Raw genomic sequence first — 21,978 nt, forward strand, 5'->3', positions numbered from 1 at the left:
GGACGCCATGGCTGAAGCGGTCGACAAGGATTCCAAAACAGAGGAAGCCACAGAAAAGAAGATCCGCGACACGATCGAACAGGGCAAGCTGCCCAATTCGCGTGAGACCGCGATCTTTGCCTCCTTCCTCGCCATACTGGTTTTCGCCGTCTTCTACGCCAAGGACGCGATCGTCGATCTCGGCATGTTCCTGTCGACGTTCCTGGAAAAGCCGGAAGCCTGGCCGATGAACACCGAGACCGACGTCATCTCGCTCTACAAGCAGGTCTTGTTCGAGATCGGCGGCGCCGTCGTCAGCCTGCTGGTGCTCTTGACGGTTGCCGGCATCGGCGCCTCGGTGTTCCAGAACATGCCGCAAATCGTCAGCGAGCGGATCAGGCCGCAGCTGTCGCGCATCTCAATCGCCAAGGGCTGGAGCCGGATGTTCGGCGTGCAGGGCTGGGTCGAGTTCCTGAAGTCGCTGGCCAAGCTCGGCTTTGCCATCGCGGTGTTGACCTTCACGCTCTCGGAAGATCATCGCAAGCTGCTCGCCGGCATGATCACCAATCCGGTCTCGTTCGGCCTGGTCATACGCGGCATCTTCGTCGACATATTGGTGGCGATCGTCTTCGTCATGGGGCTGATCGCGGTGGTCGACATCGTCTGGTCGCGTTTCCACTGGCGGCGCGACCTGCGCATGACCAAGCAGGAAGTCAAGGACGAGCTGAAGCAGTCGGAAGGCGATCCGATCGTCAAGTCGCGGCTGCGCTCGCTGGCGCGCGACCGGGCGCGCAAACGCATGATGACGGCCGTGCCGCGCGCGACGCTGGTGATCGCCAATCCGACGCACTATTCGATCGCGCTGAAATATGTGCGCGAGGAGGATTCCGCGCCGATCGTGCTGGCCAAGGGACAGGACCTGGTGGCGCTCAAGATCCGTGAGATCGCCAGGGAGAACAACATCCCGATCTTCGAGGACGTGGCGCTCGCGCGCTCCATGTACAAGCAAGTTTCGGTTGATAGCGTGATCCCATCGCAATTCTATCAGGCGGTCGCCGAGTTGGTGCGGATCGTCTACTCGAAGAAGGCAGCACGAAAAGCAACCCAATGAACGGACGCCGCTAACCCATGGACCGGCAACCACACGCCAATTCCCGCGAGCTGATCGTCGCCAGCGCCATCGAGCCCGTGGTGGGCGAATTGAGGCTCATCGACGTTGCCGACTATATCGCCTTCATCCGGCTCGAGCATTTCGCCTGCCTCTCGGACCTGGTGGATTCGGCGGCCGAGCTCTACTTCCGGCCGGGCATGCTGCGGCTCGGCCATGGCGGCGAGGCGCATGTCGACTGGAGCGGCAGCCCGCGCATCGTGCTCGACCTCGAGCTTCGGCCGCGCGGCGTGACGGTCTATTTCCAGCTTACGCTGATCGAGCACGAGGCCGCCGTGACGGTCAACTACGTGTCGTTCGAGAAGCCTGGCGAGACGCCCGAGCACAACACAGCCTTGCTCGAGGACGCGATCGAAGAGGCTCGCATCCGCAGGACCGAGCCGCTGGCATTCCCCTGAGATTGATAGCAGGCGAGCCGACCTAAAGCGCGTCGCAATCTTTTGAATTCGCTCCCTGCGCTTTAGGCTTTTGATTTTGCGCATGTCTTTGCCCCGAAACCGGTTCCCACTTTCGGGAGACATGTTTTAGCCGCGGCCCGTTCAGCGCCCCCGCAGGCGTGACGTCACTCGATCAAGCCGAGCCGCAACGCCTTGGCGACCGCCTGGTTGCGGTTGACCGCGTTGAGCTTCTGCGTCGACTGGGTGAGGTACTGGTTGGCGGTATGCACCGAGAGCTTGAGGAGCTTTGCGATCTCCTCGCTGGTGTTGCCGTTGGCGGTCAGCTTCAGGCATTCCAGCTCGCGCTTGGAGATTGAACGCGCCCTGCCGGTGTCGCCGGGGCGGATGCGGGCGACCGCCGCGAAAAGCGCGAAGGAGCGGGCGTGGATCTCGCACAGCGTTTCGTCGGACAGCGCGATCTCCGAGCCGAGAAAGACGACCAGCCCGCATTGGCCGCGATCGGCATGCACCGGAAAGGCGATGCCGTTGGTGCCGGGCGCCAGCGGCGTGGTCGGCTCGGCCCAGGCGAGCGAGTGGAAGACCTGCCGCGATCCGGCGCTGCCGTCGTCGGCCCACCAACGCGGCGCCGTCGAGAGCCGGCTGTGGCGCACCATGTCCTCGCCATTGGCGCCGGAGATGAACTTGGTCGCGACAGCGGTGCCGGGATAGTCGGAATCGAAACACACCACGAGACGCGCGCGCTCGGGCGAGGGGCTGACGAAATAGAGGCCGAACGCCGAGGCATTGATATCGACCGCAATCCAGCGGCAGCGACGCACGGCATCCGGAATGGTGACCGCTTGATGGGTCTCCGAGCCGAGCGAGAAGGCGCCGAACGGATTGCGCTGATCGTTGAAAAGGGCGGCGGCCGCCTCTTTGACCTGTGCGTGCTTCAAATGATGCCGCTCCTGATCGCGGTCGCGATCGCCATCGCGCGGTTCGAGGCCGCGAACTTCTGGATGGCGTGCGTGATGTAGCTGTTGACGGTGTTCGACGAGACGCCGAGGATGACGGCCACCTCATCGGTGGTCTTGCCTTCCGAGACCCAGAACAGGCACTCGCGTTCGCGGTCCGACAGCGGATCCTGCATGGATGCCGCCGCGATCAGCTGCGGAATGCTGGAAAGCGCATAGCAGCATTTGAGCTGTGCCTTCATCAGCGCGGCCAGGTCGATCCTGCCTGCCTCGGCGGCCGAGAACAGCACGAACAGGCGCTGCCGGCCGACATTGAGCCGCAGCGAATAGATTTCGGCGTGGCCGAGCACGTCGAGCAGGCGGGCTTCCTCGCCGGTCAGCAACGCGCCGGCGTCGGGCGCGTGCGCCGCCACCAACGGCTTCGGGCGTACGCCCGGCGCCACGGTCAAGGGGCCTAGCGCCAAATTGGCGATCAGCCTTTTGCCGATCAGCTCTATGGCGTCGAAGATCCAGTTGGAGGAGACGATGCGCGCATCGTTACGGTCCTGGTCATGCACGATGGCGACCAGCATGTAGCTGTCGGCGCCGATATCGGCGGCGAGCTGCATGAAGAAGCTGGTGAGATCGCCGCGCGACGTCAGGCGCGAGCCTGAAGCGTCGGGTTGGAGAAGCGCGGCGGGACTGCTCATTTTAATTCTTGGATTCTTGCCGGAATCGATCCTTGTGCCCGGTGCTGGCGAAGCCAACGGCCGGACCCGAAACGCGTCACGTTTACGAAGACACACTCACGGGCGCGAACGGCGCCCAACCGCGCCGAATCCTTTTAGGGAACGCGAAACCGTCCGCGTCTGGTGCCGGCCTGGCGCCGGACTCGAGACTTTGGGTGGTCGCCGCGCCCCCGTGGACCGGCTGATTCGGGTCTAATCTACCCGCAGATGAATCTGACATCAAACGCGATTTGACAAAATCGAATCCGATAGACTCGCATTGCGACTCAGCAGCCGGTCTTCGCGTTATTTGGCGGTAGTTCAAAGCTGAATTGAGCCGATGATTTCGAGGCGAGGTCGTTAAAAAAATACGCCCCCGGTTGCATCCGGGAGCGCATGGCCTTGAAAAGGGGCTTAGCGATCCTCGAAGCCGGTCAGCACGCCGACAGCGTTGATGCCGATCTCTTCCACGGCGTAGCCGCCTTCCATGACGAACAACGTCGGCAGGCCGAGCTTGGCGATACGGCGACCGATCTTGGGATAGTCGACGCTCTTCAGCTTGAACTGGCTGATCGGGTCCTTCTCGAAAGTGTCGACGCCGAGCGAGACGATGACGACATCGGGGGCGTAGGCCGTGAGCTTGGCGCAGGCGTCCTCCAGCGACGCGCTCCAGCCGTCCCAATCGGTGCCGAAAGGCATCGGGTAATTGATGTTGAAGCCTTCGCCTTCGCCTTCGCCGCGCTCGTCGGCATGGCCAAGGAAGAACGGATACTCGACCATCGGATCACCATGAAGGTTGAGCACCTGGACGTCGCCGCGGCGATAGAAGATTTCCTGCGTGCCGTTGCCGTGATGGTAATCGACATCGAGGATTGAAAGGCGCTTGGCGCCGTGGTCGCGGAACCACTGCGCGACGACGGCGGCGTTGTTGATGAAACAGTAGCCGCCCATGAAGGCAGCGCCGGCATGATGGCCGGGCGGGCGGCAAAGCGCGAAGGCGCTGCGCTCGCCGTCCTTGACCAAAGCGGCGGCGGTCAGTGCCACATCATAGGACGACTTGATCGCCGCCCAGGTGCCCTCGACGAAGGTGGCCCCGGCGTCGAAGGAATAATAGCCGAGCAAGGCATCGACGCGCTTCGGCGGCACATCGCCGCGCAGGCCGCGGGTTGGCCAGGTGAACCCCATCGCCGATCCCGTGAAGCCGGCGGCGACCCATTGCGGCCACACCGTCGGCAGGAAATCGATGTAGTGAGCCTCATGCACACGCTTTGCGGCGGTCAGATCATGCTCGACCGGACCGATGATCGGCCCGAGCTTCTCGCTCTCCACCCGCGCCTTGATGAATTCGGCCCGCGACGGTTTCTCGAAACCCGACACGATCGCCGACGTGACCAGTTCCATCTGGCCTGAATGGCCCGCGTGGAGAGGCGAAAAGACAGTTTTCATGGAATTCCCCTGGAGTGCGAAATCAGTTGGAAATGCGAAATCAGTCGAGGTTGAGATAGGGGTTCACGAGAGCCAGCCACATGGCTTCCACATCGTCCTCGATGAGGTCGAATGTCTTGCGATCCCGCTTCAGTCCGACAAGCCTGCAGGCGTGCCCGACCTCCATCATCACCAGGCCCAGTCGCTTGGCGGTCTTTTCCTCGAGGGCCGGGTTCACATGCTGCAGCCAGGCTGCGTAGAGGGCGATGATCTCTTTGTCGTATTCGTCCTGGATCGGCCTCAGGTCGGCGTTGCCCGATATGGCCTCGATCACCGGCATCAGGGTCGCGTTGTCGAGATAGATCCTCGACGTGTCGATGAAGAGCTTGCGCACTTCGCGGCGAAACTCTTCGCGGTTGGTGGGTGGGGAGACTTTGATGCGCTTGGCGATCACCTCGGGAAAGGACGACAGCCAACGCCTGCCGAGTTCGAGCAGGATGGCTTCCTTGTTGGGGAAATATTGGTAGACCGAACCGACTGACAGGCCCGCGCGCTGCGCGATGGCGAGCGTCGTCGGGGTCTTGGTTCCTTGCTCGCGGGTCAGGATCAGCGCTGCGTCGAGAATCCTGTCGACCACCTTGCTTGACCGTTGCTGCCGCGGCTGCTTGCGCGGTTCGAGCGCTATCTTGGTCTTGCGGTCGAGACTGCGCTTCACTGCTCGTTGCCCCCGTTCCCCGCTCGACCCCACCATCGGCGCGCGGTGCAGTCCACTATACATTCCAAATTCCGGCTGTTGACAAACGCGAATAAACAGTCGCATTCTTTTATCCACGCTGTCTTCAACGATAACAAGGGGAATTTCGAAGACGGCGCATCGGCATCGATTTGTCCCACGGCGCTGTCCATATGGAGCGGCGGCTCGTTGGATCTGGCGTTGCCGATCCCTCAGCAAAATGTGGAGTCGCGATGTCGGTTGCGGGCGGTGGTGCGGATCTGGTGGTCGTCAACGGCCGTGTGCTGACCATGGACGACGACAATCCCGCCGCTGAAGCTGTTGCCGTCAAGGACGGCGCCATCATCGCCATCGGCAGCCGCGCTTCCATCGAGGAGCTCAAAGGTCCGACGACAAAGGTCGTCGATGCGCAGGGCGGCTCCGTTCTGCCGGGCTTCATCGAAGCGCATATGCATCTGTTCGGCGGCGCGGCCGAACTCGACAACCTGCATCTGGCAGGTGTGCACGGCTTCGATGCGTTGCGCGACGCGATCCAGGATTTCGCGGCCAAGCGCCCGGACGCCAGGCTGCTGATCGGCGCCGGCGTCGACTACGCCATCCTGCCGGAGCCGGTGACGCGCCACGATCTCGACCGTATCATTCCCGATCGTCCCTTCGCCATGTCGGCTTCGGACCACCATACGATGTGGGCGAACACCAAGGCCCTGGAAGAGGCCGGGCTGCTCAATGGCAGGGAGGTCGGACAAGGCAACGAGATCGTCATGGAGGCCGACGGGCTCGCCGCCGGCGAGCTGCGCGAAGGCGAGGCCTTCGGACCGGTCCTCGACCATTACGGGGCCAACCGGACGCGGCTTGGCCTGGAAGGCGCGGAGCCCGATCCTTATCCTTCGGCGAAGGAACTGGCTGCCGATCGGGACCTGATGCATCGCGGCCTCGAGTGGTGCGCCAAGCATGGCATCACCTCCATCCAGAACATGGACGGCAATCTCTATCAGCTGGAGCTGCTGGCCGGGCTGGAAAAGGAAGGGCGGCTGCTCTGCCGCACCAAGATCCCGTTCCACTTCAAGAACTTCATGAAGCTGGAGATGCTGGAAAAGGCCTCGCGAATGGCCGCGACCTATAATTCAGAATGGCTGACGTCCGGCATGGTCAAGGTCTTCTATGACGGCGTGCTGGATTCCTGGACGGCGGTGATGGTCGACGACTATGCCGACCGCCCCGGATGGCGCGGCGAGCCGCTGTTTTCGCCTGAGCATTTCGCCGAGGTGGCGGTCGAGGCCGACAGGCGCGGCCTGCAGATTGCCGTGCACTCGATCGGCGACGGCGCCGTGCGGGCGGTGCTCGACGGCTATCAGGCGGCGCTGAAGAAGAACGGTCGGCGCGACAGCCGGCATCGCGTCGAGCATATCGAGGTGATCACGGCCGCCGACGTGCCGCGCTTCGCCGAGCTCGGCGTGTTGGCGTCGATGCAGCCGGCGCATCCGCCCGGCGCACTGAACTTCCCGCTCGAGCCGACGATCTCGCGCATCGGCCGCGACAAGTGGCCGTTGAGCTATGCCTGGCGCACGCTGAAAAACGCAGGCGCGCGCGTGGTGTTCGCTTCCGACTGGCCGGTCTCGCCGGTCGATCCGATCCTGTCGATCCAGGCGGCAGTGATGCGCAAGCCTTGGGCAGAAGGCATGCCGGACCAGAGCTTCTCGTTGCAGGAGGCAATAGAGGGCTACACGCTCGAGGGCGCTTATGCGGAGTTCAATGAACATCGCAAGGGCCGCCTCAAACCCGGATATCTCGCCGATATCGTCGTTTTGTCGGCCGATATCGAGGCGACCGCGCCGGAGGCGCTGCACACCGTGCGTCCGGTGACCACCATCTGTGGAGGGAGGATCACCTACCAAGCCTAACGATGGCATAGGAATTGCTTAATTGAATGGGGACTCGGGATCGAGTCACTGCTGCGCAGTTGCCAAGCCGACCGGCTTGTGGTGACAATCAAAACAGGAACACACCTGCCGACAAGAGCAGGCGCTCTCAATGGGGTAATCGTGCCGGAACAACCGGGTAAGAACGCGATCGAAGTTCGCGGTGTTCGCAAGGTTTTCGGAACCGGCGAAAACCAGGTAGCCGCCCTCGACACGGTATCGGTGTCGATCCGCGAGAACGAGTTTTTCACACTGCTCGGCCCCTCCGGATGCGGAAAGACGACGCTGCTGAGATTGATTGCCGGCTTCGATTTCCCAACCGCCGGCGAAATTCTGCTGCACGGCCAGGACATCGCGCCGCTGCCGCCCTACAAACGCCCGGTCAACACCGTCTTCCAAAGTTATGCGCTCTTCCCGCATATGACGGTGGCGCAGAATATCGGCTTCGGACTGGAGATGCTGGGCAAGCCGAAAGCCGAGATCGAGGCGCGCGTCGCCCAGATGCTGAAGCTGGTCAAGATGGAGGCGCTGAAGGCCCGCCGCACCAGCCAGATTTCAGGCGGCCAGCAGCAGCGCGTGGCGCTGGCCCGGGCGCTGGCGCCGCAGCCGAAAGTGCTCTTGCTCGACGAGCCGCTCTCGGCGCTGGACTACAAGCTGCGCAAGGAAATGCAGATCGAGCTGAAGCGGCTGCAGAACGAGACCGGCATCACCTTCATCTTCGTCACCCATGACCAGGAGGAAGCGCTGACCATGTCCGACCGCATCGCGGTGATGTCGGCCGGCAAGATCCTGCAGGTCGGCACGCCGCGCGACATCTATGACCGGCCTGCCGAACGCTTCGTCGCCGACTTCATCGGCGAGACGAACTTCCTGCCCGGCACTGTGGTGTCGAAGCAGGGCGGCGTGGCGACGGTCAAATTCGCCAGCAGCGCCACGATTAGTGCCGGCTATCCAGAAGGCTTCAATCCGACCGGCGAGGTGACGCTGGTGGTGCGTCCCGAGCATGCCGATCTGGTACCCGATCCGACCAAGGGCACGATTACCGGCACGCTCTCCAACATCGTCTATTTCGGCACCGACACCCATTTCCACGTAAAACTCGACGGGGACGGCGAGAATTTCATCGTGCGCCACCAGAACAGCCGTTCGAGCGCGGTGACCTACGAGACCGGCGCCAAGGTCGGCATCCAGTTCGAGGAGGACGCCGCCCGCGTCCTGAAAGACTGATGACGACAGCTGCTCTCTCCTCAGCCCCGCTCTCCAAGGCCGCGTTGTTTGAAGCCCAGGCGGTGAAAACCAGCGCGCGGCGCAACCGGCTCTTGTCACTGCCGGCGCTGATCATCATCGGCATTTTCGGCGTGCTGCCGCTGGTCATCATCTGCGTCTATTCATTCCTGGTCGCTGCGCCTTATGGCGGCGTGCAGTGGCAGTTCTCGACCGACGCCTATCTGAACTTCCTGTTCCAGCGCGACATTTTCGACGACACGCTGCAGTTCACGCCGGACTTCCTGATCATCTATCTGCGCTCCTTCCTGTTCGCGGTGGTGACGACGATCATCTGCCTGCTGCTCGGCTTTCCGACCGCCTATTTCATGGCGACGCGGCCGCCGGCGCAGCGCAACTGGTGGGTGCTCCTGATCACCATCCCGTTCTGGTCGAACCTTTTGGTCCGCACGCTGGCGATCATGTTCATCATCCGCGACGAGGGGCTGATCAACAATGCGCTCCTGGCGCTCGGCGTGATCGATAAACCGATCACGATGCTTTACACCAACTTCGCCATCCAGCTCGGCCTCCTCTACGCATTCCTGCCGTTCATGGTGCTGCCGCTCTATTCGAGTCTGGAGAAGCTCGACTTCCGCTTGGTTGAGGCAGCCTACGATCTTTACGCGACGCGCCGGCAGGTGCTGTGGCGGGTGATCATTCCGCTGTCCAAGCCCGGCATCATCGCCGGCTGCCTGCTCGTCTTCATCCCGGCGCTCGGCGCCTACGTGACGCCGCTGATCCTGGGCGGCGGCGTGCACCTGATGATCGGCGATCTGATCGCGCAGCAATTCGGCTCGGGCCGCAACTGGCCGCTGGGATGCGCGCAGGCGCTGATCCTGATGGCGGCGGTGCTGGTGGCGCTGTTCTTCTATGTCCGCAACACGTCGGGGAAGGTGCAGCATGGCTGAGCCCCGCGTCATGGATATCAAGGACCAGCCGGGCTTCCGCTCGATCGCCATCATCTGCCTGCTGGTGCTCTATACACCGGTGCTGATCCTGATGATCTTCTCTTTGAACAGCGGCTCGCTGGTCACGCATTGGGAAGGCGTCACGCTCAAATGGTACGGCAGCGCATTCCTCAACGAGGAGTTCCACAGCGCTGCGAAAAACACGCTGATCATCTCGGTGACCGCGACGATTGTCTCGACCATCTGCGCAACGCTTGCGGCGATCGGCATGACGCGCGTGAAGCCATGGCGCGGGCTCGCCGCCGCTTTCATGATCATCAACCTGCCGCTGATGGTGCCGGAGATCATCACCGCGGTGGCGACGCTTTCCTTCTTCGCGCTGATCGCCGGCACGCTCGGTCTGAATTTCGGCATCGGCAATTTGATCCTGGCCCACACCGTGTTCTGCATCCCTTTTGCCTATATGCCGATCAGGGCGCGGCTCGAGGACATGGACCTGACGCTGGAATACGCGGCCGCCGATCTCTATGCGACGCCGTGGAACGCCTTCAAGCGGATCACCCTGCCGCTGTTGGTGCCCGGCATCATGTCGGGCGCGGCGCTGGCCTTCATCGTCTCCTTCGACGATTTCACCATCACCCAGCTCGTTGCCGGCCCCGGCCAGACGACGCTGCCCCTTTATATCTGGAACCAGATCCGGCGACCGATGACGCCGGAGATCAACGCCATCTCGACGATCCTGCTCCTGGTGTCGATCTTGTTCGTCTCGGTTTCGTTCCTGATCGCACGGCGACGCGCAAAATGATCCACGAGCTCCAACACAACAATGGGAAGGCAAGGAGAACATAAAATGTCTGGAAAACTGATGGCGGCCGTTTCCGCGGCCGTTCTGTTATGGGCAGTGCCGGCGCTCGCCGACGGCGAACTGCACATCTACAATTGGGGTGATTACACCAACCCCAAGCTGATCGAAAAATTCGAGAAGCAGTACAATGTCAAGGTGACGCTGGACGACTACGATTCCAACGAAACCATGCTGTCCAAGGTGCGCGCCGGCAATTCCGGCTACGACATCGTCGTGCCGTCGGACTACACTGTGAAGATCATGATCGAAGAGGGCCTGCTCGAAAAAACCGAGCCCAACGCGATGCCGAACGGCAAGAATATAGACCCGCGCTTCCTCAACATCTATTGGGACGCCGGTCGCCATTATACCGTGCCGTGGCAATTCGGCACGACCGCGTTCTCCGTCAATACGGACAAGTTCAAGGGCGACATCAACACGCTGGCCATCCTGTTCAATCCCCCCGATGAACTGAAGGGCCAGATCAACATGTTGGACGACGTCAACACCGTCATGCATGCGGCCGAGCGCTATGCCGGCGTGCCGCGCTGCGGCGCCGACAAGGCCAATTTGAAGAAAATCAACGACATCCTAACGGCCGCCAAGCCGTCGTGGAAAACCTTCAGTTACGACACCATCACCAAGATCACCTCCGGCGACGTCATCGTCTCGGAGCAGTGGAACGGCGCCAGCTACCGTTCGCGGCAGAAGATTCCGGCGATCAAATATGCCTATCCGAAGGAAGGCATCGAAGGTTGGATGGACAATGTCGCGGTGCTGAAGGGCGCCAAGAACCTCGAAAACGCGAAGCTGTTCCAGGACTTCGTCATGGCGCCTGAGAACGCGGCGCTGATCTCCGAGTTTGCCGGTTACGACAACGGCATCGCCGGCAGCCATAAATTCCTGCCGGCTGAGTTCGCCAACTCGCCGGAAATCAGCCCGCCGGCCGGCTCGCCGACGCCGGAATTCGTGCCGCCGTGCCCGCCGGATGTGGTGGAGATCTACAACAAGATCTGGACCAACCTGCGCAAATAATCTCGCGCGACGTATGAAAGGAGGGGAGGCTCCGGCCTCCCTTTCTTGTGACTGTTTCTGTGCATGTCATTCTGGGAACCGCTCCCATATTTTGGGCGACATGCATCGGGAGGAAATCTTGTCGTCCTATCGCAATTCCGACCCGCGGCCGCCGATCATGCAGGGCTCGCCGCCCAGGCTGGTGCCGCCGAAGCTCGACTGGGACCGGCCGCCCTGGAACCGCTGGGCCTTCCAGCACATCCGCGAATTTCTGCCGACCGTCGAGGTGTGGCGCGGCAGCGGCCATCGCCATCGCCTCGAGCGCGCGGAGATGGACCTCGGCGATCTGCCGGTGGCCGACAGCAACGGCGCCCCGACGACGCTCGCGGGCCTGCTCGACGAAACCTATGCCGACGGCTTCCTGGTGCTGAAGGACGGCAGGATAGCCTATGAGCGTTATTTCAACGGCATGGACGAGCGCACGCTGCATCTGTCGCAATCGATGGCGAAGTCGATCACCGGAGCGGTGTGCGGCATCCTGGTCGGGCGCGGCCTGATCGATCCGGGCAAGCTGGTCACCGACTATCTGCCGGAGCTTGTCGAGACCGGCTGGGCCGGCGCCACGGTACAGCACGTGCTCGACATGACGACGGGTGTGCGCTTTTCCGAGGAATATACCGACCGCTATTCCGAGATCGGTCAGGTTGATGTCGCGACCGGCTGGAAGCCGATCCCGCCGGGCAGCGACCCGGACTTCGCGTGGTCGTCGCACCTGTTCGAGCTGATCCTGCGGCTGAAGGACAAGGTGCGCCCGCATGGCGAAGCATTCGAATACCGCTCGATCGAGACCGACGTGCTCGCCTTCATCATGGAACGGGTGAGCGGCAAGCGCTTGGCGCAGCTGGTCTCGGAAGAGCTCTGGCAGAAGCTCGGCGCCGACGAGAGCGCCTGCTTCACCGTCGATAGCGCCGGCTATGCGCTGGCCGATGGTGGCTTCAACGCGACGCTGCGCGATTATGGCCGCTTCGGGCAACTGATCCTCGACAATGGCGGCGGCGTGATCCCGGCCGACTGGATCGTGGCGACGCGCAGCGGCAAGCACGGGCCGAATTTCAGCCCGAGCCTTCCCGACGGCAGCTATCGCAACCAGTTCTGGATCGAGGATTCGCGCTCACGCTCGCTGATGTGCCGCGGCGTGTTCGGCCAATTGATCCACATGAGCTGGGAACACAGGATGGTCGTTGTGAAGCTTTCGAGCTATCCGGATTTCGTCAATTCCGCCTATTCGGTGGCGACGCAGAAGGCGGTGCATGCCATCGCCGCCGCGCTGGCCTGAAACCGCAAAACAAGATCCGGGAGAGCATCATGAGCGGCAAGACCGCGTTCGAGGCCAGATACGGCTTTGCCCGCAAGGATGTGCGGCTCGACAACTGGCGGCTTTCGCCGTTCAACCGATGGTCGTTCCAGAATGTCGGCGAGCTGGTGCCGAGCGCGCATATCGCGGCGGCGCCCGCCGGCGAGAGCCAAGCGAAATCGCTCGGCGCATTGCTTGAGGAAAAGATATCGCTCGCCGGTGGCAGCGAGACCGTCGAGAGCTTTCTGAAGCGTTCCGATACGGACGGGCTGACGATCCTGAAGGCCGGCAAGCCTGTCGGCGACTGGTCGGCGCCGCATATGCCGTTCGGAGCGCGCCACATCATCTTTTCGATCAGCAAGTCGGTGACGGCGATCCTCGCAGGCATACTGGAAGGCGAGGGGTTGTTCGATCCCAACGCGCCGGTAACGCACTACATCCCCGAAGCCAAGGGCTCAGCCTATGGCGACGCGAGCGTGCGCAACGTGCTCGACATGACGGTGAGCCTCGATTTCGAGGAAGCCTATCTCGATCCGGAAAGCGCCTTCGCCCGCTACCGCCGCTCGACGCTGTGGAATCCCGGCGGCGGGTCCGAGAGCCTCGCCGCGTTCCTGATGACCATCCAGCGGCTTGCCGAGCCGCATGGCCAGACCTATCGCTACCGTTCGCCCAATTCAGACGTGCTCGGCATCCTGATCGAACGGGCTTCTGGCATGCGCGTCAGCCAATTGCTCAGCGAGAAGCTTTGGCTGCCGCTGGGAGCCGCGAGCGAGATGTCGGTGACGGTCGACATGGAAGGCACGGCGCGCACCGCCGGCGGCATGTCGATGACGCCGCGCGACCTTGCCCGTATCGGCGAGATGATGCGGCAGGGCGGCACGGCCAATGGCCGCCGCATCGTGCCCGAAGCCTGGGTGCGCGACACGGTGGCCACCGGCGGCAGTCATGAAGCCTGGCAACGCGGCACGATGGCGTTCCTGTTCCCGAAGGGACGCTATCGCAACAAATGGTACCAGACCGGCCACGACAGCGGTGCCTTCTGCGGCATCGGCATTCACGGCCAGTGGCTTTACGTCAATCCGAAGACGGAAATGGTCATCGCCAAGATGTCGTCCCAACCGGAGCCCGTGGACGATAAGCTGGATGGGGAGCTCGTGGCGTTCTTCGAAGCGTTGAGCGGCATGGTTTGAGCCGGTCAGAGGCTGGTTCCAACAGCTGTTTTCTGTGGACCTTCGGCGCGTGATGAAACCATTGCGGTTGGCGCAGCCGGCATCCCGGCCTATGGTCGCCGCTCTTTTCCGCAGGGACCAGCATGGCATCGGACATCAAACGCATCGCAGCGATCATCGCGGCCGAGATCGGCGCGCGGCCGGAGCAGGCCGCGGCGGCAATCGGGCTGCTCGACGAAGGCGCGACAGTCCCCTTCGTGGCGCGTTACCGCAAGGAAGTCACCGGCGGGCTTGACGACACGCAATTGCGCGACCTTTCCGAGCGGCTCGGCTATCTGCGCGAGCTCGACGCACGGCGCGAGACGATCGTCAGCTCGATCCGAGAGCAGGGCAAGCTGACCGAGGAGCTGGAAGCCAAGATCGCCGCGGCCGGCACAAAGGCGGAGCTCGAGGACATCTATCTGCCCTATAAGCCGAAGCGGCGCACCAAGGCCGAAATCGCCAGGGAGCGCGGGCTCGGGCCGCTCGCAGAGGCGATCCTCGCCGATCGCTCGAAAATTCCGGCCGAGCTTGCGCTCGCCTATGTCACGGAAGAGGTGGCCGACGCCAAGGCGGCGCTTGAAGGCGCGCGAGACATCCTGTCGGAGCAGTTCGCCGAAAATGCGGATTTGGTCGGCAAGCTGCGCGCCTATATGAAGGAACGCGCCTTCCTGCGCGCAAAAGTCGTCGACGGCAAGCAGGAGGCCGGCGCGAAATTCTCCGACTATTTCGACCATGTCGAGCGCTGGTCTGGCGTGCCCAGCCACCGTGCCTTGGCCATGTTGCGCGGCCGCAATGAAGAGGTGCTGTCGCTCGACATCGAGGTCGATGCGGACGATCAATCGCCGGTGAAGCCGGTCGAGCGCATGATCGCCAACGCCTATGCGATCGGCGCGACGCTGCCCGGGGATAAATGGCTGATGGAGGTAGCCGGTTGGACCTGGCGGATCAAACTGTCGCTGCATCTGACGCTCGATTTGATGCGCGACCTGCGCGAGCGCGCCGAGGAAGAAGCGATCCATGTCTTTGCCCGCAACCTGAAGGACCTGCTGCTGGCCGCGCCCGCCGGCTCGCGGCCGACCATGGGCCTCGATCCAGGCATCCGCACCGGCGTCAAGGTGGCGGTGGTCGACGGCACCGGCAAGCTTGTGGCGACCACCACCGTCTATCCGTTCCCGCCGAAGAACGACGTGCGCGGCACGCAGGCCGAGCTCGCCGCCCTCATCCGCCAGCACAAGGTCGAGCTGATCTCGATCGGCAACGGTACCGGCAGCCGAGAGACCGAGAAGCTGGTTGCCGACATGCTTTCGGACCTGCCGGCAGGTGCCGGGCCGAAGCCGCTCAAGGTGATCGTCAGCGAGGCTGGTGCCTCAGTCTATTCGGCCTCGGCGACGGCAGCGGCGGAATTCCCGGGCCTCGATGTCTCGCTGCGCGGCGCGGTGTCGATAGCACGGCGCCTGCAGGATCCACTGGCCGAGCTGGTCAAGATCGAGCCGAAATCGATCGGCGTCGGGCAATACCAGCATGATGTCGACCAGTACCGGCTCGGCCGTTCGCTGGAGGCAGTGGTCGAGGATGCGGTGAACGCCGTCGGTGTCGACCTCAACACGGCGTCGGCGCCGCTTTTGGCGCGCGTGTCGGGACTTGGGCCGTCGCTCGCCGAGGCGATCGTTGCGCATCGCGACGCGGCCGGGCCGTTTGCCACCCGCAAGGACCTGCTCAAGGTTGCGCGGCTCGGGCCGCGCGCGTTCGAGCAAAGTGCCGGGTTCCTGCGCATACCGAACGGGACAGAGCCGCTCGATGCGTCATCGGTGCATCCGGAAGCCTATGGCGTGGCGAAGAAGATCGTCGCCGCTTGCGGCCGCGATGTGCGCGCGCTGATGGGCGACAGCGCCGCGCTGAAGGCGCTCGACCCGCGCGTCTTCGTCGACGAGCGTTTCGGCCTGCCGACTGTGCGCGACATCATCGCCGAGCTGGAAAAACCCGGACGCGACCCGCGCCCCGGCTTCAAGACGGCGACCTTTGCCGAGGGTGTCGACGACATCAAGGATTTGAAGCCGGGCATGCTGCTCGAAGGCACCGTCACCAATGTCGCCGCCTTCGGCGCTTTCGTCGATATTGGCGTGCACCAGGATGGGCTGGTGCATGTCTCGCAACTGGCCGACCGCTTCATCAAGGACGCGCATGAAGTGGTGAAGGCCGGCGATGTCGTGAAGGTGCGGGTCGTCGATGTCGACATCAAGCGCAAGCGCATCGGCCTGTCGATGCGCAAGGATGGCGGCGAGGGCGGGGCGCCCCGTGGCGGCCACCGCGATCACGGCGGCAGCAAGCCGGCGCCGCGCTCGCCAGCGCCGCAGCGCCAGCCGGAGCGGCCGTCGCAGGGCGCGCTCGGTGCGGCGCTCGCCGAGGCGATGAAGCGCAAATAGCTACCACGCGAGCACTGCCGGCTCCTTGCCGATCTGGCCCAGCAGCCAGTCGCGAAAGCTGGCGACCGGCGGGTGGCCGCGCTTGTCGTGCGGCACGACGAGGTAATAGGCGCTGCGGCTTTGCATCGGCGTGCCCGGCGCCGGCACCAGTTGGCCGCGCTGCAATTCGCCGGCAATCAGGATTTCCGGCAGCAGCGCCACGCCGAGGCCGGCCATGCAAGCCTGCGCGACCGTGCCGAACTGCTCGAACTGCATGCCGGGCCCGGTCGGGGCCTCAAGCCCCTGATGCTCGAACCATTCGCTCCAGGCGCCGGGGCGGGTCGCCATGTGCAGCAGCGGCAGACGGCTGATATCGGCCGGCGTCACGATGGCGCGGGTGGCGAGGAGTTCGGGCGAAACCACCGGCATGACGGTCTCGCGCATCAAGAGCGTGCAGTCGGCCTCCGGCCAGTCGGGCATGCCGTGATGGATGGCGGCATCCAGCCGCTCGCGGGCGAAGTCGAAGCGTCCGATGCGGGTGGCGAAGTTGATGGTGATATCGGGATGGCGGGCGACGAAATCCGGGATCAGCGGCATCAGCCAGCGTGTGCCGAAGGTCGGCAGGATAGCCAGGTTGAGAACGCCGCTATGCCGATTGCTCATCAATCCAAGTGCTGCGTCGCGCAATTGGCCAAGTGCCGAGCGCACCGCTTCGGCATAGATCTCGCCGGGCGGCGACAGCCGGACGTTGCGGCTGTCGCGTTCGAACAGTCGGCGACCGAACTGCTCCTCTAAGAGGCCGATCTGCCGGCTGACGGCGCCTTGAGTCAGGTCGAGCTCACGCGCGGCGGCGGTGAAGGAGCCGAGACGCGCAACCGCTTCAAAGGCGGCGAGGGCGGCGGTGTTGGGTAGAAGGCGGCGCTGGACATTCATGATCCATTACTAATGCTCATTGATCCGTGATGCAATTTCGTTTGATTTTTTGCACGCGGAGTCCGATAAGCCGGCCACCTCAACAATATGTCGGGAGATCGAGGCCATGGCCGCCGAGAAGAACGCCTTCGTGTGGAACGATCCTTTCCTGATCGAAGACCAGCTTTCCGAGGACGAGCGCATGGTGCGCGACGGCGCTGCCGCCTTCGCCGCCGACAAGCTGGCGCCGCGCATCGAGGAAGCCTATGCCGACGAGAAGACCGACCCGTCGATCTTCCGCGAGATGGGCGAAGCGGGCCTGCTCGGCATCACCATTCCGGAAGAATATGGCGGGCTTGGCGCCAACTATGTGACTTACGGCCTGGTGGCGCGCGAAGTCGAGCGCATCGACTCAGGCTACCGCTCGATGATGAGCGTGCAATCCTCGCTGGTCATGTATCCGATCCATGCCTATGGCTCGGAAGCGCAGCGCAAGAAATACCTGCCGAAGCTGGCGTCGGGCGAATGGATCGGCTGCTTCGGCCTCACCGAGCCGGACGCCGGCTCCGATCCAGGCGGCATGAAGACGCGCGCCGAGAAGACGGCGAACGGCTACAAGCTCTCCGGCTCCAAGATGTGGATTTCGAACGCGCCGATCGCCGACGTCTTCGTCGTGTGGGCGAAGCTGAAGGGCGACAGCGGCAAGGACGAGATCCGCGGCTTTGTGGTGGAAAAGGGCATGAAGGGACTGTCTGCGCCTAAGATCGACGGCAAGTTGTCGTTGCGGGCGTCAATCACCGGCGAGGTGGTGCTGGAAGGCGTCGAGGTCGGCGAAGACGCGTTGCTGCCCAACGCCAAGGGCCTCGGCGGTCCGTTCGGCTGCCTCAACCGGGCGCGCTACGGCATCTCATGGGGAGCGATGGGCGCGGCCGAGGATTGCTGGCACCGGGCGCGGCAATACGGCCTCGACAGAAAACAGTTTGGCAAGCCGCTCGCCGGCACGCAATTGTTCCAGAAGAAGCTCGCCGACATGCAGACCGAGATCGCGCTCGGACTGCAGGGCTCGCTGCGCGTCGGCCGGCTGATGGACGAAGGCAAGATGGCGCCGGAGATGATCTCGATCGTCAAGCGCAACAATTGCGGCAAGGCGCTCGACATCGCCCGCCAGGCCCGCGACATGCATGGCGGCAACGGCATCCAGATCGGCTATCACGTGATGCGCCACGCGCAGAACCTGGAGACGGTCAACACCTACGAAGGCACGCATGATGTGCATGCGCTGATCCTCGGAAGGGCGCAGACGGGGATCCAGGCGTTTTTCTAAGCCGGTAAGGCTGCTTAAATTAGGTGCAGCGCAACATCTCTGCTTGGAGAATGGCCAGCATCTATGTCAGGGTTCGGCGAATTGAAACGCCGAACTCCGGGGCACCATGGCAATTCAGGCAGCCGTTCATCACCTGACCCATTACAAATATGACCGGCCGGTGGTACTCGGTCCCCAGGTGATCAGGCTGCAGCCAGCGCCGCACTCGCGCACCAAGGTGCTCAGCCATTCGCTGAAGGTCGAGCCGGCAAACCACTTCGTCAACCTGCAGCAGGATCCCTACGGCAACTTCCTCGCCCGCTTCGTCTTCCCGGAGCCGGTGACGGAATTGAAGATCGAGGTCGACCTCGTCGCCGACATGACGGTCTATAACCCATTCGACTTCTTCGTTGAGGAAAGCGCCGAGATTTTCCCTTTCGACTATCCGGAGGAGATCAGGGAAGACCTCGCCATCTACCGCGCGCCGGAGCCGGCCGGGCCGCTGTTGACGGCATTCCTTCGGACGATCGACCGCAGCCCGACAAATACCGTCAATTTCCTGGTCGGCCTCAATGCAAGGCTGCAGCGCGAGATCGCCTATATCGTGCGCATGGAGACGGGTGTTTATTCGCCCGAGGAGACATTGGCCGCCGGCAAGGGCTCGTGCCGGGATTCGAGCTGGCTCTTGGTGCAGATCCTGCGCAATCTGGGCGTAGCCGCGCGCTTCGTCTCCGGCTATCTGATCCAGTTGAAGCCGGATCTCGTCTCGCTCGACGGACCGCCGGGGACCGCTGTCGACTTCACCGACCTGCATGCCTGGTGCGAGGTCTATATTCCGGGCGCCGGCTGGATCGGCTTCGACCCGACCTCCGGCCTGCTCACCGGCGAAAGCCATGTGCCGCTTGCCGCGACGCCGCATTTCCGCAATGCCGCGCCGATCTCAGGCATGGCGAGCTTCGCCAATGTCGATTTCAACTTCGACATGCGGGTCGACCGCATCGCCGAGCATCCGCGCATCACCAAGCCATTTTCGGACGAAAGCTGGGAGGCGCTCGATCGACTGGGCGAAAAGGTCGACGCGGTGCTGAAAGACGGCGACGTGCGGCTCACCATGGGCGGCGAGCCGACGTTCGTGTCGATCGACGATTTCGAATCCGCGGAATGGAACACGGCGGCCGTCGGTCCGACCAAACGCGACAAGGCGGACCAGCTCATCCGCCGGCTGCGCGAGCGCTTTGCGCCGGGCGGCTTCCTGCATTACGGCCAGGGCAAGTGGTATCCGGGCGAGAGCCTGCCACGCTGGACCTTTTCGCTCTACTGGCGCACCGATGGCGAGCCGATCTGGCGCGATCCGTCGCTGATCGCGCGCGAGACGAGCAGCGCCGCCATCGGACCCGAACAGGCCGAAAGCCTGCTCACGGCGATCGCCGGCGAGCTCGGCATCGACAAGGCGATGGTCGGCGAGGCCTATGAGGATCCGGGCGAGTGGCTGCTCAAGGAAGGCAAGCTGCCGGACAATGTCGATCCGTCCAATTCGAAGCTGGAGGACCCGGAAGAGCGCAGCCGCATGGCGCGCGTCTTCGAGCGCGGCCTGACCAAGCCGTCAGGCTATGTGCTGCCGGTGCAGCGCTGGAACAGCCAGGCCGCTGGACAGCGCTGGCGCTCGGAAAAATGGAAGACCAGGCGCGGGCGCCTGTTTCTAGTGCCGGGCGACTCTCCAGTCGGCTACCGCTTGCCGCTCGGTACGTTGCCCTATGTTCCGCCGGCGCAATTCCCTTACATCGTGCCTGTCGACCCCTCAGTGCCACGTGGCCCGCTGCCTGCGCGCGCCGAAATCCTGCCGGAAGCTCCGGCCGGCGGTGCGAACGAGATGGCGCGTCAGCAGGCTGAGGCCTCCTTCACTGCCGCCACGGCCCAGCAGGACCGGGTCGAGCAGCGACTGACCGAGATCGGCGGCGCGGTGCGGACCGCACTCACCGTCGAGCCGCGCGACGGCAGGCTCTGCGTGTTCATGCCGCCGGTCGAGGCGCTGGAGGATTATCTCGAACTGGTGGCGGCGGCGGAAAATGCTGCCAAGGCCATCGGGTTGCCGGTGCATATCGAGGGCTATGCTCCGCCGCACGACCCGCGCCTCAACGTCATCCGCGTCGCGCCCGATCCCGGCGTCATCGAGGTGAACATCCATCCGGCCGCCAACTGGCAGGAATGCGTTGCCACCACCACGGCTATCTACGAGGAAGCGCGGCAATCGCGGCTCGGCACCGACAAGTTCATGATCGACGGCCGCCACACCGGCACCGGCGGCGGCAATCATGTCGTGGTCGGTGGCGCGACGCCCAATGACAGCCCGTTCCTGCGCCGGCCAGACCTTCTGAAGAGCCTGGTGCTGCAATGGCAGCGGCATCCGTCCCTGTCCTACCTGTTTTCGGGCCTGTTCATCGGCCCGACCAGCCAGGCGCCGCGCATCGACGAGGCGCGGCACGATTCGCTCTATGAGCTCGAGATCGCGCTGGCGCAGGTGCCGCATCCCGAGAAGGGCGAGGCGCCCTTGCCGTGGCTGGTCGACCGGCTGTTCCGCAATCTCTTGACCGACGTGACCGGCAATACGCACCGTTCCGAAATCTGCATCGACAAACTGTTCTCGCCGGATGGCCCGACCGGCCGGCTCGGGCTGGTTGAGTTCCGCGGCTTCGAGATGCCGCCCAATGCGCGCATGAGCCTCGCACAGCAATTGCTGGTCCGCGCGATCGTCGCCCGCGCCTGGAGGAACCCGCTCGACGGACGCTTCGTGCGCTGGGGCACCTCGCTGCACGACCGTTTCATGCTGCCGCACTACGTCTGGGCGGATTTCCTCGACGTGCTGGAGGATCTGAAGCTCGACGGCTTCGATTTCCGCCCCGAATGGTTCGCGGCCCAGCTCGAATTCCGTTTCCCGTTCTGCGGCGAGGTCCAACATGCCGGCGTCAAGCTGGAGTTGAGGCAGGCGCTAGAGCCGTGGCATGTGATGGGCGAGCAGGGCGCTATCGGCGGCACGGTCCGCTTCGTCGATTCCTCGGTCGAGCGGCTGCAGGTGCGAACCGAAGGCCTCAATCCGGAGCGTCACGCCATCGTCTGCAACGGCCGCCTCGTGCCGATGAAGGTCACCGACAATCGCGAGGTCGCGGTGGCCGGCGTTCGCTTCAAGGCCTGGCAGCCGGCGTCGGGCCTGCATCCGGCGCTGCCGGTCAACACGCCGCTGGTCTTCGACATCTATGACCGCTGGTCGGGCCGCTCGGTCGGCGGCTGCGTCTACCATGTCGCGCATCCGGGTGGCCGCAACTACGACACCTTCCCAGTCAACGGCAACGAGGCCGAGGCGCGACGGCTTGCCCGGTTCGAACCGCGCGGCCACACGCCGGGCGGCTATGTGCTGCGTGACGAAGAAGCTGCTGAAGAGTTCCCCATGACCCTTGACCTCAGGCAGCCGGCGAGATTCTGATCGA

17 protein-coding genes are annotated in these 21,978 nt (G+C 63.6%); 12 read left to right on the top strand and 5 right to left on the bottom strand.

Annotation, left to right across the window (positions count from 1 at the left end):
• Positions 1-7 precede the first annotated feature (7 nt).
• Together flhB and LB552_RS08685 are read left to right on the top strand one after the other, a co-directional pair.
• The gene (gene flhB / locus LB552_RS08680) at positions 8-1,090 is read left to right on the top strand and encodes a flagellar biosynthesis protein FlhB (RefSeq protein ID WP_224603913.1); all 1,083 of its coding nucleotides are present in this window, start codon (positions 8-10) and stop codon (positions 1,088-1,090) included.
• 17 nt (positions 1,091-1,107) lie between these two features.
• Positions 1,108-1,545 (top strand): hypothetical protein, encoded by a 438-nt coding sequence (locus LB552_RS08685; protein ID WP_095766394.1) that lies wholly within the window; start codon positions 1,108-1,110, stop codon positions 1,543-1,545.
• A gap of 164 nt (positions 1,546-1,709) precedes the next feature.
• Here LB552_RS08685 and LB552_RS08690 read toward each other — a convergent pair whose 3' ends face one another.
• From LB552_RS08690 to LB552_RS08705, 4 genes are all read right to left on the bottom strand, one after another.
• A complete protein-coding gene (locus LB552_RS08690) occupies positions 1,710-2,480 on the bottom strand; it encodes a helix-turn-helix transcriptional regulator (RefSeq protein WP_224603916.1) in 771 nt (256 codons plus the stop codon).
• Entirely contained in the window at positions 2,477-3,187 is a 711-nt protein-coding gene (locus LB552_RS08695) for a helix-turn-helix transcriptional regulator (RefSeq protein ID WP_095766396.1), read from the bottom strand. The genes LB552_RS08690 and LB552_RS08695 overlap by 4 nt, the downstream gene beginning before the upstream one ends.
• Before the next feature lie 432 nt (positions 3,188-3,619).
• Entirely contained in the window at positions 3,620-4,651 is a 1,032-nt protein-coding gene (locus LB552_RS08700; RefSeq protein WP_224603918.1) for a histone deacetylase family protein, read from the bottom strand.
• Between the two features lie 40 nt (positions 4,652-4,691).
• Positions 4,692-5,345, bottom strand: coding sequence for a TetR family transcriptional regulator (locus LB552_RS08705; RefSeq protein WP_224603920.1), 654 nt, complete (start codon positions 5,343-5,345; stop codon positions 4,692-4,694).
• A 251-nt stretch (positions 5,346-5,596) separates the two neighbouring features.
• Between LB552_RS08705 and LB552_RS08710 the strand changes: the two genes are divergently transcribed.
• The 8 genes from LB552_RS08710 (at position 5,597) to LB552_RS08745 (ending at position 16,302) form a co-directional block, all read left to right on the top strand.
• Positions 5,597-7,264, top strand: coding sequence for an amidohydrolase (locus LB552_RS08710; RefSeq protein WP_224603922.1), 1,668 nt, complete (start codon positions 5,597-5,599; stop codon positions 7,262-7,264).
• A 141-nt stretch (positions 7,265-7,405) separates the two neighbouring features.
• On the top strand, positions 7,406-8,509 hold the full coding sequence (locus LB552_RS08715; RefSeq protein WP_095766400.1) for an ABC transporter ATP-binding protein: 1,104 nt from the start codon (positions 7,406-7,408) through the stop codon (positions 8,507-8,509).
• A complete protein-coding gene (locus LB552_RS08720; protein WP_224603932.1) occupies positions 8,509-9,456 on the top strand; it encodes an ABC transporter permease in 948 nt (315 codons plus the stop codon). The genes LB552_RS08715 and LB552_RS08720 overlap by 1 nt, the downstream gene beginning before the upstream one ends.
• The gene (locus tag LB552_RS08725) at positions 9,449-10,261 is read left to right on the top strand and encodes an ABC transporter permease (protein ID WP_224603934.1); all 813 of its coding nucleotides are present in this window, start codon (positions 9,449-9,451) and stop codon (positions 10,259-10,261) included. The genes LB552_RS08720 and LB552_RS08725 overlap by 8 nt, the downstream gene beginning before the upstream one ends.
• Positions 10,262-10,306: 45 nt before the next feature.
• Positions 10,307-11,335, top strand: a complete 1,029-nt coding sequence (locus LB552_RS08730; protein ID WP_224603956.1) for an extracellular solute-binding protein — start codon at positions 10,307-10,309, stop codon at positions 11,333-11,335.
• A 118-nt stretch (positions 11,336-11,453) separates the two neighbouring features.
• Positions 11,454-12,650, top strand: a complete 1,197-nt coding sequence (locus tag LB552_RS08735; protein WP_224603958.1) for a serine hydrolase domain-containing protein — start codon at positions 11,454-11,456, stop codon at positions 12,648-12,650.
• Positions 12,651-12,679: 29 nt separating this feature from the next.
• A complete protein-coding gene (locus tag LB552_RS08740) occupies positions 12,680-13,858 on the top strand; it encodes a serine hydrolase domain-containing protein (RefSeq protein ID WP_224603960.1) in 1,179 nt (392 codons plus the stop codon).
• Positions 13,859-13,980: 122 nt separating this feature from the next.
• Positions 13,981-16,302, top strand: a complete 2,322-nt coding sequence (locus LB552_RS08745; protein ID WP_224603973.1) for a Tex family protein — start codon at positions 13,981-13,983, stop codon at positions 16,300-16,302.
• On the opposite strand, the gene LB552_RS08750 is transcribed toward LB552_RS08745, so the two are convergent.
• Positions 16,303-17,214, bottom strand: a complete 912-nt coding sequence (locus tag LB552_RS08750; RefSeq protein ID WP_224603976.1) for a LysR family transcriptional regulator — start codon at positions 17,212-17,214, stop codon at positions 16,303-16,305. It abuts the gene before it with no gap.
• Positions 17,215-17,320: 106 nt separating this feature from the next.
• Here LB552_RS08750 and LB552_RS08755 point away from each other — a divergent pair, with 106 nt between their 5' ends.
• Both LB552_RS08755 and LB552_RS08760 read left to right on the top strand, forming a co-directional pair.
• Positions 17,321-18,517: an acyl-CoA dehydrogenase gene (locus LB552_RS08755; protein ID WP_224603979.1), complete on the top strand. Its 1,197-nt coding sequence runs from the start codon at positions 17,321-17,323 to the stop codon at positions 18,515-18,517.
• A gap of 106 nt (positions 18,518-18,623) precedes the next feature.
• Complete coding sequence (locus LB552_RS08760; RefSeq protein WP_224603982.1) at positions 18,624-21,974, top strand: DUF2126 domain-containing protein; 3,351 nt, start codon at positions 18,624-18,626, stop codon at positions 21,972-21,974.
• The last annotated feature ends 4 nt before the right edge of the window (positions 21,975-21,978 follow it).

Origin of the sequence: Mesorhizobium sp. CA7 (assembly GCF_020165015.1) — a bacterium.
In the GTDB taxonomy this organism is placed as follows: Bacteria; Pseudomonadota; Alphaproteobacteria; order Rhizobiales; family Rhizobiaceae; genus Mesorhizobium.

What these genes read in the sequence shown, in the direction of transcription:
- flhB (WP_224603913.1), top strand. Translation starts at nt 8, where the DNA reads ATGGCTGAAGCGGTCGACAAGGATTCCAAAACAGAGGAAGCCACAGAA.
- LB552_RS08685 (WP_095766394.1), top strand. Translation starts at nt 1,108, where the DNA reads ATGGACCGGCAACCACACGCCAATTCCCGCGAGCTGATCGTCGCCAGC.
- LB552_RS08695 (WP_095766396.1), bottom strand. Translation starts at nt 3,187, where the DNA reads ATGAGCAGTCCCGCCGCGCTTCTCCAACCCGACGCTTCAGGCTCGCGC.
- LB552_RS08700 (WP_224603918.1), bottom strand. Translation starts at nt 4,651, where the DNA reads ATGAAAACTGTCTTTTCGCCTCTCCACGCGGGCCATTCAGGCCAGATG.
- LB552_RS08710 (WP_224603922.1), top strand. Translation starts at nt 5,597, where the DNA reads ATGTCGGTTGCGGGCGGTGGTGCGGATCTGGTGGTCGTCAACGGCCGT.
- LB552_RS08720 (WP_224603932.1), top strand. Translation starts at nt 8,509, where the DNA reads ATGACGACAGCTGCTCTCTCCTCAGCCCCGCTCTCCAAGGCCGCGTTG.
- LB552_RS08725 (WP_224603934.1), top strand. Translation starts at nt 9,449, where the DNA reads ATGGCTGAGCCCCGCGTCATGGATATCAAGGACCAGCCGGGCTTCCGC.
- LB552_RS08730 (WP_224603956.1), top strand. Translation starts at nt 10,307, where the DNA reads ATGTCTGGAAAACTGATGGCGGCCGTTTCCGCGGCCGTTCTGTTATGG.
- LB552_RS08740 (WP_224603960.1), top strand. Translation starts at nt 12,680, where the DNA reads ATGAGCGGCAAGACCGCGTTCGAGGCCAGATACGGCTTTGCCCGCAAG.
- LB552_RS08745 (WP_224603973.1), top strand. Translation starts at nt 13,981, where the DNA reads ATGGCATCGGACATCAAACGCATCGCAGCGATCATCGCGGCCGAGATC.
- LB552_RS08750 (WP_224603976.1), bottom strand. Translation starts at nt 17,214, where the DNA reads ATGAATGTCCAGCGCCGCCTTCTACCCAACACCGCCGCCCTCGCCGCC.
- LB552_RS08755 (WP_224603979.1), top strand. Translation starts at nt 17,321, where the DNA reads ATGGCCGCCGAGAAGAACGCCTTCGTGTGGAACGATCCTTTCCTGATC.
- LB552_RS08760 (WP_224603982.1), top strand. Translation starts at nt 18,624, where the DNA reads ATGGCAATTCAGGCAGCCGTTCATCACCTGACCCATTACAAATATGAC.